At 55.5% G+C, this 13,386-nt stretch carries 12 protein-coding genes; 4 read left to right on the top strand and 8 right to left on the bottom strand.

The features are described 5' to 3' along the window. Window positions 1-58: 58 nt before the first annotated feature. Together GQF03_RS12595 and GQF03_RS12590 are read left to right on the top strand one after the other, a co-directional pair. Complete coding sequence (locus tag GQF03_RS12595) at window positions 59-943, top strand: MBL fold metallo-hydrolase (RefSeq protein WP_161339634.1); 885 nt, start codon at window positions 59-61, stop codon at window positions 941-943. Window positions 944-985: 42 nt separating this feature from the next. Continuing rightward, window positions 986-2,656, top strand: coding sequence for a bifunctional protein tyrosine phosphatase family protein/NAD(P)/FAD-dependent oxidoreductase (locus GQF03_RS12590; RefSeq protein ID WP_161339633.1), 1,671 nt, complete (start codon window positions 986-988; stop codon window positions 2,654-2,656). Here GQF03_RS12590 and GQF03_RS12585 read toward each other — a convergent pair. The 6 genes from GQF03_RS12585 to rocF form a co-directional block, all read right to left on the bottom strand. Beyond that, a complete protein-coding gene (locus GQF03_RS12585; protein WP_161339632.1) occupies window positions 2,653-3,249 on the bottom strand; it encodes a LysE family translocator in 597 nt (198 codons plus the stop codon). The genes GQF03_RS12590 and GQF03_RS12585 overlap by 4 nt on opposite strands. Window positions 3,250-3,302: 53 nt before the next feature. Then, the gene (locus tag GQF03_RS12580; protein ID WP_161339631.1) at window positions 3,303-4,661 is read right to left on the bottom strand and encodes an MATE family efflux transporter; all 1,359 of its coding nucleotides are present in this window, start codon (window positions 4,659-4,661) and stop codon (window positions 3,303-3,305) included. Between the two features lie 48 nt (window positions 4,662-4,709). Beyond that, on the bottom strand, window positions 4,710-5,156 hold the full coding sequence (locus GQF03_RS12575; protein WP_161339630.1) for a MarR family winged helix-turn-helix transcriptional regulator: 447 nt from the start codon (window positions 5,154-5,156) through the stop codon (window positions 4,710-4,712). Between the two features lie 55 nt (window positions 5,157-5,211). Beyond that, on the bottom strand, window positions 5,212-6,099 hold the full coding sequence (locus GQF03_RS12570; protein ID WP_161339629.1) for a fatty acid desaturase: 888 nt from the start codon (window positions 6,097-6,099) through the stop codon (window positions 5,212-5,214). Between the two features lie 282 nt (window positions 6,100-6,381). Next, window positions 6,382-7,440: an ornithine cyclodeaminase gene (locus GQF03_RS12565; RefSeq protein ID WP_161339628.1), complete on the bottom strand. Its 1,059-nt coding sequence runs from the start codon at window positions 7,438-7,440 to the stop codon at window positions 6,382-6,384. Window positions 7,441-7,442: 2 nt separating this feature from the next. Beyond that, window positions 7,443-8,375: an arginase gene (gene rocF / locus GQF03_RS12560; protein ID WP_161339627.1), complete on the bottom strand. Its 933-nt coding sequence runs from the start codon at window positions 8,373-8,375 to the stop codon at window positions 7,443-7,445. A 127-nt stretch (window positions 8,376-8,502) separates the two neighbouring features. On the opposite strand from rocF, the gene GQF03_RS12555 reads away from it, so the two are divergent. Then, the gene (locus GQF03_RS12555) at window positions 8,503-8,967 is read left to right on the top strand and encodes an Lrp/AsnC family transcriptional regulator (RefSeq protein ID WP_161339626.1); all 465 of its coding nucleotides are present in this window, start codon (window positions 8,503-8,505) and stop codon (window positions 8,965-8,967) included. After that, complete coding sequence (locus GQF03_RS12550) at window positions 8,967-9,959, top strand: LLM class flavin-dependent oxidoreductase (protein WP_161339625.1); 993 nt, start codon at window positions 8,967-8,969, stop codon at window positions 9,957-9,959. Before GQF03_RS12555 ends, GQF03_RS12550 begins: the two co-directional genes overlap by 1 nt. A 134-nt stretch (window positions 9,960-10,093) precedes the next feature. On the opposite strand, the gene GQF03_RS12545 is transcribed toward GQF03_RS12550, so the two are convergent. Both GQF03_RS12545 and GQF03_RS12540 read right to left on the bottom strand, forming a co-directional pair. Next, window positions 10,094-11,659 (bottom strand): bifunctional aminoglycoside phosphotransferase/ATP-binding protein, encoded by a 1,566-nt coding sequence (locus GQF03_RS12545; RefSeq protein WP_161339624.1) that lies wholly within the window; start codon window positions 11,657-11,659, stop codon window positions 10,094-10,096. After that, window positions 11,659-13,386, bottom strand: a complete 1,728-nt coding sequence (locus GQF03_RS12540; RefSeq protein ID WP_161339623.1) for a SulP family inorganic anion transporter — start codon at window positions 13,384-13,386, stop codon at window positions 11,659-11,661. Before GQF03_RS12540 ends, GQF03_RS12545 begins: the two co-directional genes overlap by 1 nt.

Here is a 13,386-nt window from a genome sequence, read left to right as displayed (position 1 = left end):
TCCTTATAATAATTCCAACCTAATGTTGCAGAATACATCAGGTCGTGAGAGGAAAATCATGAGCCAATATCCCGTCGAAATGAATGTCAAACCGGACGTCAAAGCCTTCTTTGATGAAGATACCTTTACGATTAGCTATGTCGTCAAAGATCCGATGAGCAAGGCCTGCGCGGTAATCGATCCTGTCCTCGACATTGACTATGCCGCCGGTCGTATCACTCATGGCAGCGCCGATGCGGTAATCGATTATATCAAAAAGCATGATCTGGCTCTCGAATGGATCATCGAGACCCATGTGCATGCCGATCACCTGAGCTCTGCTCGGTACATCAAGGAGCAGGTTGGCGGAAAAATTGGGATTGGCGAACATGTTCTCGTCGTTCAGGAGACGTTCGGAAAGATTTATAACGAGGATGAGCGCTTCAAGCGCGACGGGTCGCAATTTGACCGGTTGTTCAAGAATGGCGATACCTACAAAATCGGAACGATGTCGGCATTCGCACTGCATACGCCGGGACATACGCCAGCTTGCATGGTCCATGTGATCGGGAATGCCGCGTTTGTCGGCGATACGCTGTTCATGCCGGATGGCGGGTCGGCGCGGGCGGATTTTCCGGGCGGAGATGCCGCGACGCTTTACGATTCCATCCAGAAGGTTTTGGCGCTTCCCGATGAAATGCGGCTTTTCATGTGCCATGACTATGGCCCGGATGGACGGCCCTATCGATGGGAGACGACCGTTGGGGAGGAAAAGCGCGACAACATCCATTTTGGGGAAGGCAAGACAAAGGCCGATTTCGTGAAACTGCGTAACGAACGCGACCCTACCCTTGGCATGCCGCGGCTGATCCTGCCGTCGCTTCAGGTCAATATGCGCGCAGGCGAAATTCCTGCCGATCATGATGGCAATCTGATGCTAAAGGTGCCTGTCAATGTCCTTTAGCCGGCTGTCGTAGACAGAAGGTGGTCATGAAAGGGAAGAAAAATGGAAGTTAAGAAGATCAGCGGCAATCTGTCGGTCAGTGCCCAGATCCTGCCAGAGGATATCGAAGAACTCGCGAAGCTTGGCTACAAGGCGATTATCTGCAACCGGCCGGACGGGGAAGGCGCGGATCAGCCAACATTTGCTGAGATAAAAAAGGTGGCTCACAAGGCGGGACTTGAGGCTGTTTATATCCCGATTGTGTCGGGCCGGGTTCAGGACAGTGACGCCAGGTCTTTCGGCGATGCGGTGACTTCGCTCCCCAATCCCGTGCTGGCTTATTGCCGGACGGGCACGCGTTCGGCAACGCTCTGGTCCCTTAACGAGGGCGCCAAGGGGCGGCCGCTTCCGGAAATTCTGCAGGCCACGAAGGACGCAGGGTATGATATGTCCGGTGTTGTCCGTCGAATTGCCAACGGCGGCCGGACACCAACAGATGTTGCGGATGCGACCCATGACATCGTGATAATCGGCGGTGGCGCGGCCGGAATTTCCGTCGCCTCCAGTCTGATGCATCGGAAAAAAGATCTCGATATCGCCATTATCGATCCGGCGGATGTTCATTATTATCAGCCGGGATGGACCATGGTCGGCGGCGGCATTTTCGATGCCGAAGAAACGGTGCGCACGATGGGCTCGCTCATTCCGGAAGGGGTTCATTGGATCAAGGCGGCGGTTTCCGCGTTTGAGCCTGACAAAAACGCCGTCATTCTCGATGGGTGCCGAGTAGTCAAGTACAACCGGCTTATTGTGGCGCCGGGCCTGAAACTCAATTGGAATGGTGTTGAAGGGCTGGTCGAGACTTTGGGCCGGAACGGAGTGACCTCCAATTACCGCTATGACCTTGCCCCCTACACCTGGCAGTTGGTCCGCGGCTTGAAACAGGGAAGGGCCCTGTTTACGCAGCCTCCGATGCCGATCAAATGCGCAGGCGCGCCACAGAAATCGCTCTATCTGTCGGCGGATCACTGGTATCGCAATGGCGTTCTCAACAATATCGAGATCGAGTTCTACAACGCGGGCGGTGTTCTATTCGGCGTGAAGGAATATGTCCCCGCGCTGATGAACTATATCGAGAAATACCATGCAGGCCTGAAGTTCACACATAATCTGATCCGGATCGATGGCCCTGCGAAAATAGCCTGGTTTAACAAGACGGATGCAGATGGCAACAGCGAGGTTGTCGAAACCCGTTTCGATATGATCCATGTGGTACCCCCGCAATGCGCCCCGGATTTTATCCGGGTCAGCCCGCTTGCGGATGCTGCCGGATGGGTGGATGTGGATCAGACCACGTTACGCCACAAGACGTTTGAAAACATCTGGGCGCTCGGCGATGTCATGAATGCACCGAATGCAAAGACGGCGGCCGCTGCGAGAAAACAGGCCCCCGTGGTCGCAAATAACCTTCTGACGGATATGGGGGTCGTCTCCGGGGTCGCGCATTATGATGGCTATGGGTCCTGCCCCCTGACGGTAGAGCGCGGCAAGATTGTTCTTGCTGAATTCGGCTATGGCGGAAAATTGCTTCCGAGCTTTCCGACCTGGTTGATCAACGGTCAGAAGCCGAGTCGCCTTGCCTGGTTGCTGAAGGAGAAAATACTCCCGCCGGTATATTGGAAAGCCATGTTGCGCGGCCGGGAATGGATGGCGCATCCGGAAATCACTGACTAGCCGCCGAGATTGGAAAAGAGGGCGAGGGCGACGACAGCAAGCATCGCCGCAGCCATCAGCAGATTGATACGGAACTGGATTCGCGGCGCAAGATCCAGGCGCTTGATCATGATCCCGGCGGTCAGCCACAGAAGGTGAACAGGAACCCAGATGATGTTCAGAATGGCAAACTTGATCATTGTCTCGAGCATCAGCGCGTCGGGCAGGAACGGAAAGCCCGTAAAAAAGGTAGTATTTACTGCATAAGCCTTGGGATTGATGAATTGAAGCATGATCCCTGCGACCAACCCGGGCTGGCTGCTGGACTCAACGAAGGCGATCTTGGCTCCGGCTGTTGCGATCCGGAACGCGAGATAAGCGAGATACATTACGGACGCGACCAGAAGTATATTCCGGATGACAGGGACTGCGAAGACTATCGCGGCAAGGCCCGATACCACGGCCAGCGCGACGAGATTATTGCCGATAAAAAGGCCGGTAACATATCTGAGACCGGCCGATTTCCCAAAGGCGGAGCCCACACCCGCCGTGGACAGAACGCCGGGCCCGGGCGTGATGATCAGAAAAAATACCGCCAGGAAAAATGAAATCATGAAAAACAGCCCTTATGCCGAACGGGCCGTATTTACGTTGCCCACTCCTTTACTTACCAGCGGGCAACATATACAGCAAGCGCGGTGCTGGCACCATAAATTGCCATTGCGCCGCCGATCAGGGCGAATATCATCCAGTCGGGTGCCGCATAAACGGTGAGTATCCAGCCACCCAGGGCGACGACAATTAGGCGAATTGTTCCGGCGATCACCGGGCCCAGAACCTTTCCAGCCCCTTGCGAGGAAAAATAAAGGCAGAGGCCAAGACCGAAAAGTCCGTAAAAGGGGCCGACCCAGGCAAAATACAATCCGGCGGAATAGAGGACAGCTGGTGAACCGGTGAACAGGCCCGACCAGTAATTCGGGAAGAAGGCGACGAACATACCAACAAATCCGATGAAAAGACCGGCCGTCAATCCGCCCGTCCAGGCGACTTGACGGGCTCTGGCGATATTTTTTGCACCAATCGCCATGCCGACCATGGGAACGCAGGCAACACCGATTGCGAAGGCGATCGGCACCAAAAGGAACTCGAGTCGGGCACCGATGCCGTATCCTGCAAGCGCTTCGATGCCGAATTCCGATACGAGGCGAGTGAGAATGAGCACCGTCAGGACCGTCTGCAACGGCGATATGCAAGAGATGGCGCCGACTTTCAGGATATCGCGGAACATCTCGGCTTTAAGGCGCATTCCTCTTACAGTCAGCGTCACGCGCGCGCGCCCTGACATCAGGTACAGGAACAGAAATAAGGCCGCGCAGCTGTAGGCGATCACCAGGCCGAGGGCAATGCCGGACATGCCGAAGGCCGGAACCGAGCCCCAACCAAGCCCGAAAAGCCCCGCCAGAAAGAACTGTGAAAGCGCGACCACCAGAAGCGTAACCGAGGGAACCTTCATGTCGCCGCCGCCGCGAATGATCGAGGCAAGTGTGTTGGTCAGCCAGACGCCGACGGTGCCGATGAAAACGATGTCGGAATAGGCGAGTGCTTCTTCCAGCACAGACCCGGACCCGCCGAGAAGCCTGTAGATTTCAGTCCCGAATGACAGGAAGAGAATAGTGAAAAACAGCCCGGTAGCTCCGCCGATTACCAGCGCATGAACCGCAAGCTGAGCGGCGCGGGCAGGGTTATCGGCGCCCAACGCCCGACTGATCGATGAGGAAACGCCGCCGCCCATGGCGCCGGCCGACATCATTTGCTGCAACATGACCATGGGAAAGACGAGGGCCAGTCCGGCAAGGGCGGAGGTTCCGAGCAGTCCGGCATAGGCCGTTTCTGCTATTGCAACGAGGGCAGTCGCAACCATTGCAATGACGTTCGGAACGCTGAGCCGCGCGAGCGTGCTCAGGATTGGCGCCGTCAATAGAGGGTTTGGCCTGGCACTTACGGCGGATTGGGGCGTCTCAGTCATCTGTCGGTCCTTTTTGCTGTATATGCAGCTATTTCATCAAAAAAATATCTAGTCGCGAAGATCCTCGATCATCCGATCGATGGTGACGGCCATCAGGGCGCTGTCGTCGGGCCCGAGCACGTCCGCAATTCTATCCTGGGCCGCCTGCCATCCCGGGCGCGCGGCGGCATGCTTTTTCCGACCGGCGTCCGTAAGGCACAATTTGCGGCTCCGACGGTCCTGGTCATCCTGGGTCAGGACCACATATCCCTGCCGCTCCAACGGACGCAGGTTGCGGGTCAGGGTGGTCGGATCCATTACCAGTTTCTCCGCAAGGGCGCCCACGCTGATGCCGTCGAAATGGCGCAAATGTCCGAGCAGCCCGTACTGAGTGATGGTTAGTCCGTAAGGCTCCAGCAACTGGTCATAAATCTGGGTGACGCGCCGCGCCGCCTTGCGAAAGCGAAGCGCGCTGCAGGTGGGTTTGAAATCAGAATAAACGGTTTCGTTCGCCATGCAGTCTATATAGCTGCATATGCAGACAAATTCAATGCAATATAGTTTTAGGAAGTCAAACGGTGGGTGATAGCTTGCGCAGGCCCTTGAAGGAAATCAGTTTTTGGGCGTTTTCGTCCCACAGGGCAAGCCGCAAACAGGCAAAGCTTTCGCGAAGGCCAATGCGGTTCAACGATTTAAGCGCCGGCATTTCCGCGAGGCAGGCCCCGAGTCGGTAATTGGGAATGCGGCAGGAAAGATGATGAATATGGTGTATACCAATATTGCCGGAGAACCAACGGAGCGGTTGCGGCAGGTCATAAAAGCTGCTTGCCATGATCGACGCTTCGTGAATATTCCAGTCTTCCTTGTTCCGCCAGTAGGTGGTTTCGAATTGATGCTGTACGTAAAACAGCCAGACACCCGCTGTTGAAGAAAGCAGCACGACAGGGATCTGAACCATAAAGACATCCAGAAACCCAAAACTGAATCCGAGTGTCATGATAACCGCTGCAATGGCGATATTCGTCCCCATGATACCAATGAGCAGCGCCGGACGCTGCCGTACCAGATCAAGCGGCAGGCGGTATTTTATCACGAAAAGATAAATTGGCCCGATGCCCAGTAAAACTGCCGGCATTCTGTAAATTCGATACCCTAGGCGCCCCCACCAGGAGAGTGACCGGTATTCCGCAACGGTAAGCAAGCTGACATCGCCGATGCCTCGCTTTTGCAAATGACCGCATGTCGCATGATGCGTGTTATGCGAACGGCGCCAGTACTCATGCGGGGTCAACGTAACCACGCCGATCACGCGGCCGACGAAATCATTGAGGCGGGGTGATTTAAAAAAGGAATGATGTCCGCAATCATGCTGGATGATAAACAGTCGCACGGTGAATGCCGCGGCCGGAATGGAAAGCAGCAAGGCGACCCAATAGGCGTCGTCCACAATGATAATCATGGCGGCCCATAGGGCAATAAGTGGAATGACAGTTGTCAGCAGTTGCAGAACGCTGTGTTTTGCATCCGGAGCGGCGAAAGAACGGGCTGTTTCAGTCCACTTCTTGTCGAATTTTCTGCTAGCGGCACTGTTGGAGAGTGATGCGTCGGTGGAGGGCGAAACCCGGTCCTGCCCTGTATAACTGGAAATAATTTGATCATCCTATAGAAATTATGGCCAGACACTAACGTTCTATCGCCCAAAATACAAGATTAATCGGGGGCGGCCGCCATCACTTTTGCGCTATGCGACGTCTTTCGCGCGGCGCAGCATGCCAAAAAGATCGCGCGGATCGTCGGGATCGGCCAGCATGTCGAGCTGATCGAAATAGACCGTTCCGGGAAGCTTGCTTCGGATATAGCGAAGGGCGGAGAAGTCTTCAGTCGCGAAACCCACCGAATCGAACAGGGTTGTCTGCCCGGCATCACGCCGCCCCGCCAATTCACCGGAAATGACGCGCCAAAGCTCGGTTACCGGATGATCTTTCGAAAGCTGCTGGATTTCGCCTTCTATGCGCGTCTGCGGCGGATACTCGACGAAGATGTCGGATCGCAACAGAATGTCTGGATGCAATTCAGTTTTACCGGGGCAGTCGCCGCCGACGGCATTGATATGGATGCCGGAGCCGACCATGTTGTCGGTCAGAATGGTGGCGTATTGTTTGTCGGCCGTAACCGTCGTGATGATATGCGCGCCCTCGACCGCCGCTTCCGCGGAGGTGCATCTGGAAATATCGAAACCCTGCCCTTCGAGGTTCCGCGCGCATTTGTCGGTCGCCGCCGGATCAATATCGTAGAGCCGCAGCCTGGTGACATTGAGGAGCGATTTGAAGGCCATTGCCTGAAATTCGGCCTGTGCCCCGTTTCCGATTATCGCCATGCAGTCCGCCCCCTCTGGCGCAAGATACTTTGCGGCCAACGCTGACGTAGCGGCCGTCCGAAGGGCCGTCAGGATCGTCATTTCGGACAGAAGAACAGGATAGCCGTTTTCGACATTCGACAGCATCCCGATGCCGGTGACCGTCTGAAGCCCTGTCCGCGTGTTCTTCGGGTGACCGTTGACATATTTGAAGCCATATATTTCCCCATCGCTTGTCGGCATCAGTTCGATCACGCCTTCCGCCGAGTGGGAGGCCACCCGCGGTGTCTTGTCGAACAATTCCCAGCGGCGGAAATCTTCCTCGATGAAGCCCGCGAGTTCCGAAAGGAAGGTTTCGATTCCTATGCTGAGGACAAGCTTCATCATGTTATCGACGCTAACGAACGGAACAATATTGATGTTTTTCGGGGGATGCACGGTCATGGTCAGATGCTCCTTCTATGGGTATCGAGGACGCGTTGCCCGAACAGGCTGGCGACAAGCTCGACGATGAGTTTGCTGGTCTTGCCCTGCTCGTCGAGAAACGGATTCAGCTCCGCAATATCGACGGAGGTCACAAGGCCACTGTCGTAAAGTATTTCCATGATCAAATGGGCTTCACGAAAACTGACGCCCCCCGGTACCGTCGTACCGACCGCCGGGGCGATTTCGGGACATAGAAAATCGACGTCGAGGCTGACATGGAGGCGGCCATTCGCCCGGTGGACACGATCTATAAAGCGGCGCAGCGGCGGCGCCACGCCGAATTCGTCGATTGCGCGCATGTCATGCACGTCTATTCCTGTAACGGCGATCCGTGCCTGTTCCGCCGGGTCGACCGAGCGGATGCCCATCATGCAGATATTCTCCGGTCTTATGGCCATGGCAGGTGCCGGGACATATCCGTCGAAACCCGGATCGCCGATGACGTAGGTGACAGGTGTCCCATGCAGATTGCCGGTATCGGTGCTTTCCAGCGTCTGGAAATCCGTATGGGCATCGAGCCAGAGCACGAATTGTTCCTGCCCTTCCGCCGCGCCCCTGCCGGCGAGGGCCGGAAGGATGCCGGCCGCTATGCAATGATCGCCGCCCATGAATACCGGAACCTGGTCGGTGTCGAGCTCAGTATTGCAAAACTGATCGAGCGCGGAAATTAGCGCCGCATAGTCGCCAAGATGATGGACACTATTGTTGGAATGCGCAACGTCGGGGGCCGCGTCCCAGCTTAGATTGCCGTAATCGGTAACCGGATACCCAAGACGGGAGAGCCGCTCGACCATGCCAGCTGTACGCAGTGCGTCGGGCCCCATAAGGCAGCCTCTTTTCCGGCTGCCTGTATCCGCCGGGACGCCGACAAGCAATATGGATTTATCCGTCATTTCAAGAGATCCCGTACGGGTTGATTTTCATAGTGATTATTTTCTGTGTTTAACCGGCGGAAACAATTCCAAAAAATGCAAAAAATGGTAATTGTATCTAACAATATGATATATAATATTTACCATTATGGATAAAACCGACCAAAAACTCATCGCGGCGCTCCGGCAGAATGCCCGGGCGTCGGTCTCTGAACTCGCCATGTCGCTTGGGCTTTCACGCGCGACGGTGCGAACACGGATGGATAAACTGATCGAGGAAGAAGAGATCATCGGTTTCACCGTGGTGCTGAAAGAAGACCTGGCCGAATTCCCGGTTCGCGGCATCACGCTTATCGAAATCGAAGGGAAGGGAAATGAACGGATTATTTCGCGCCTGCGCGGATTTCCCGAAATCCAGGCTATTCATTCGACAAATGGCCGGTGGGACCTTATCGTGGAGTTTGGTGCGGAAACACTGGCGGACCTTGACAAGGTCCTTCGGCAGTTGCGGCTGATTGACGGGATTAATGCGAGCGAGACGAACCTCTATCTTGCGACTCACCGGACCAGCCGTGTTGCGGGGATAATAAACAATAAAAATGGTGTGACCTGATGACCCGATTGTCCGTTCTTGACCTTGCGCCGATAACCGAAGGCGGTAGTGCGACGCAATCTTTCAAATACTCGGTCGAGATAGCACAGCTTGCCGAAAAGCTTGGCTACACCCGCTACTGGTTGGCGGAGCATCACAACATCCCGGGTATCGCGAGTGCGGCGACGGCCGTACTGCTTGCGCATGTCGGCGCCCATACCGAAAAGATACGTATTGGCTCGGGCGGGGTTATGCTTCCCAATCATGCCCCGCTGATCATCGCCGAGCAGTTCGGAACGCTTGCCTCTCTCTATCCGGACAGGGTCGATCTTGGTCTCGGCCGGGCTCCGGGGACGGACGGAGTGACGGCGCAGGCGCTGCGGCGGAATTTAACCGCGAGCGTCGACACATTTCCGCGCGATGTTCTGGAGCTTCAGCAGTATTTTGCCGACCCCGAACCCGGTCAACGAGTTCTGGCGGTTCCCGGTGCCGGATTGAAGGTTCCTCTCTGGATACTGGGCTCCAGCCTTTATGGCGCGGAGCTTGCCGCACATTTCGGTCTTCCCTACGCGTTCGCCTCCCATTTCGCACCGACGGATCTTCGGCAGGCGCTTTTCATTTACCGGCAGAATTTCCAACCATCAGCCCAACTCGACAGGCCTTATGTCATGGCGGCGATGAACTTGCAGGCGGCAGATACGAAAGAAGAAGCAGAAGTGATCGTTACATCGCTGATGCAAGCCGTGCTTGGGCTTGCCAGAGGGAGACCAATTAAACTGCCGCCGCCGGTTGCGGGTTTCGCCGAACATCTGGGGATGCAGGAGAAGGCGGCGATATCGCGCTTTATGACCTACACGGCGCTTGGGGATGCCGATGACGTTTCAAGGAAGCTGACTGAATTCAAGGACGAAACGGATGCGGACGAGATTATTCTAACGGCGCAGATTTATGATCATAGCGCGCGCCTCCGGGCAATCGAAATTGCCGCCGCCGCGATGAGCGCGCTTGCATAAGGAAACCGCCATCTACCTTATTGCCGGGAAAGTATGTCGGTAGTTTTCGATTTTCCGGACCACTTCACTTCCATTTCGTTCCTTTGGACTTTAGGGAAGTTTGTTCAGACGCGCCGTTGGAAAGCTTTGTGGCTCTAGTCGATTTTCGATAGCTCTAAAATCGAAAGAGCCTGTTGCAAACTGTCGAATTCCGTCCCGCTGGCATCAATCCGGTGCCAGTTGATGTCGCCGGCACCGCGATTTACCTGTTGGTGCACGACGGTGGGAGTCGCGTCTGAGGCGTCATTTTTACGCGCCGCGACACGTTCGGCGATCAGGGACTCTTTCGCCTCGAGCCATAGCCCGACGAACGGAATGCCAAACTCCTCCGCAAGCCGTTCGAATAAGGCGCGCTCCGATTCTTTTGAAAAGACCGCATCGACGATAACCCGCTGGCCGGATTTAAGGGCGATACGCGCCTTGTGATGCAGCCGCGCATAGACCTGGTCACTGGTTTCCTGCGTGTATCTTGTCGGCGCCAGCCGTTCTGTTTCCGGAACGTCGAAAAGCGATTTTCGCTCAAGGTCGGAACGCAAATGCAGAAATCCCGGCACATGTTCCAAAATCCCTGACAGCCGAGCGGCGAGGGTAGTTTTGCCCGTTCCGGAAAAGCCGCCAACGGCAATCAGGACGGGCTGCTTTGCCTTCAGATATTGATGCGCGGTTAAGAAATATTCCCGCGCGGCCGCCTGTTCCTTTTCGGCCGCTTTGCCGCTAACCTGCCGGGCATGGTCATTGGCGACCATTGCCCTGATCCCCGCGCGGATAGAGAGGAAAAGCGGCATCGCTGTCAGCCCGTAAATATCGTCCAGCGCGCCGGAAAGATACAGATAGCGATTGAGCAACTGGTTCGCGCTCGGGCTCATGCGGCGCTGGTCAAGATCCATCAGAAGAAAAGCGAGATCGTACAGAACGTCAGTGGTTGCCAGGTTCTCGTCAAATTCGAGGGCGTCAAACAGGACCGGCTTGCCATCCAACAGGACGATGTTGCGTAGATGCAAATCACCATGACAACGCCGGATAAAGCCCCGCCGCCCGCGGAATCGCAGGCAGTAATGGGCGTTCGCCAGATGTTGCATCGCGAGTTTGCCGAATTGTGCCACCTTCTTCTTCGAAAAGATATCCGGTGCGTCTTCGAAGCTTTCCATCAACTCGTCTATCAGGACTTTGACGCGGTAAGGACCGTCCGAAACATTCACTCGTTTCGCCGCTTGGTGATACTTGAAAACGACCCCTGCCAGTTTCGCGATCAGCGTCTTATCGGTCACCGCTTCATGCGGCAACTGGTCCAGCATGTTCTTTTGTTCAAACCGTTTCATGTGAACGGCCCATTCGACGGGTTGCCCTGCGCCATCGAAAGCGAGAGACCCATCCTTTTCCTGCGTAATCGCGACAACGCCAAGATATATTTCGGGCGCGGCCGGTTGATTGATATCAAGTTCCCGCGCGCAGAATTTACGCCGCAGATCAAGCGTCGAGAAATCCATATAGGGAAATTTCACGGCCTTCTTGATTTTGTAGGCATCTTCCCCCGCAAGGAAAACCAGGGCGCCGTGGGTATCGTGAACCTCTATTATTTCGGGATTGCAGGGATAGTTATCCGGATTTTTCAGGAAGGAGATAACCTCTTCCTGTGATATGGCCGCGTCCTTTTGCGTCATTACGCGCATTCCAGTTCTTTAAATGCGTCATGCGTGCTTAAAAACACCTTTCCGGGTTTCAAATGGTCCAGAAAATCCGTTCTTTCAAGCCGATCCATTACCGGACCCTTTACCTCCGCCAGATGGAAGGTGACGCCGGCGCTTTCAAGATCCGAGATGAGCTGTTCCAGGGACTCGAGGGCACTGCCGTCGATCGCGTTAATAGCGCTGCAGATGAATACGACATGCTTGACGTCGGGTTGGTCGACGACAGCGGAAAGGACGTAATTCTCGAAATAACGGGTATTGGCAAAAAACAGGCTTTCATCCACCCGAATGGCCAGCAAATGCGGACAGGTACGCACTGAATGGCGTTTGATATTGCGGAAATGCTCCGTGTTTCCGACACGCCCGACAATGGCGATATGCGGCTTGCTGCTGCGCCAGAGGAACAGGATCAGCGATATCACCACCCCGGCGACGATACCCAATTCGATACCCTCAGCCATCACGACGATAAAGGTAACAACCCAGGCTGCGGCATCGCTCTTGCTGTAACGCCAATTGACCTTGAGCGCTTTGAAATCAACAAGGCCAAGAACGGCAATTATGATGATGGCCGCCAACACGGACTGTGGCAAATAGTAGAAAAGCGGCGTGAAGAAAAGAACCGAAAGCGCAATCAGAAACGCGGTGATGATCGCCGCCAACTGGGTGTTGGCGCCGGCGGCAAAATTGACGACCGAGCGGCTGAATCCGCCGCAAACCGGACTGCCGCCTGAAAAGGCAGCGCCGATGTTCGCGACGCCGAGGCCAACGAGTTCCTGGTTCACGTCAATTTTCTGGCGACGCTTGCTCGCGAGAACGCGGGCGATCGCAACGCTTTCAACAAAGCTTACCAGTGCGATCAATGCCGCGGAAACCGCAAGCTCCCGCCAGAGCGCAATATCAAAGCTGGGGACAGTGAGCGGCGGAAGGCCCGCTGGGATGCTCCCGACGACCGCCAGTCCCGACGTTTCGTTCCAAAGCATGTTGGCCGAAAGAACGGTCATCATTACGACGACGAGCATGGGCCCGGCCTTCACGAGAGTATTGGCAATTCCTTCTGACAGGCCGAGTTTTATCAGCAATGGTCCAAGATACTGGCGAAGGCCGAACAGGAGCAGGAGGCTGGCAACACTGATGGAAACCGTCGTTGTGTTGGCTTCAGGGATATGCTGGAAAATATAAAGGACAGCTTCATCGATGCGCGCGCCACGCGGGATGTCGAGGCCGAGAAGGTGCTTTAACTGGCTGAAGGCGATAACGATTGCGGCCGCGCTGGTAAATCCGGACATCACGGGATGGCTCAGGAAGTTGGCGAGAAAGCCGAGCTTTGCAATGCCCATTATCAAAAGGAAGACGCCGATCAGGGCGGAAAGAACCAACGCCGCAACAATATAGTCGGCTGATCCCGGGAGTGCGAGGCTGCCAAGGGCGCTCGCCACCATCAGCGATGCGACGGCAACGGGCCCGACGGCCAGCGCCCGGCTGCTACCGAAGAACGCGTAAAGAATAGGCGGGACGATACTTGCGTATAGGCCGACTTCCGGCGGCAAGCCGGCCAGGATAGAATAGGCCATTGCCTGAGGAACGAGCAGGATCGCAGTAATGATGCCGGCGGTCAGGTCACCCGGAAATTCCCCTATGCGATAGGTTCTAAGCCACGCGACTGCCGGAATAATTCTTTCGATTTTCGATTCCGCCAT

It is taken from the genome of Sneathiella chungangensis (genome assembly GCF_009882935.1).
GTDB classification, from domain to species: Bacteria; Pseudomonadota; Alphaproteobacteria; order Sneathiellales; family Sneathiellaceae; genus Sneathiella; species Sneathiella chungangensis.
Note: the sequence above shows the minus strand (reverse complement) of the source record. Positions and strands in the feature narration are given on the sequence as shown.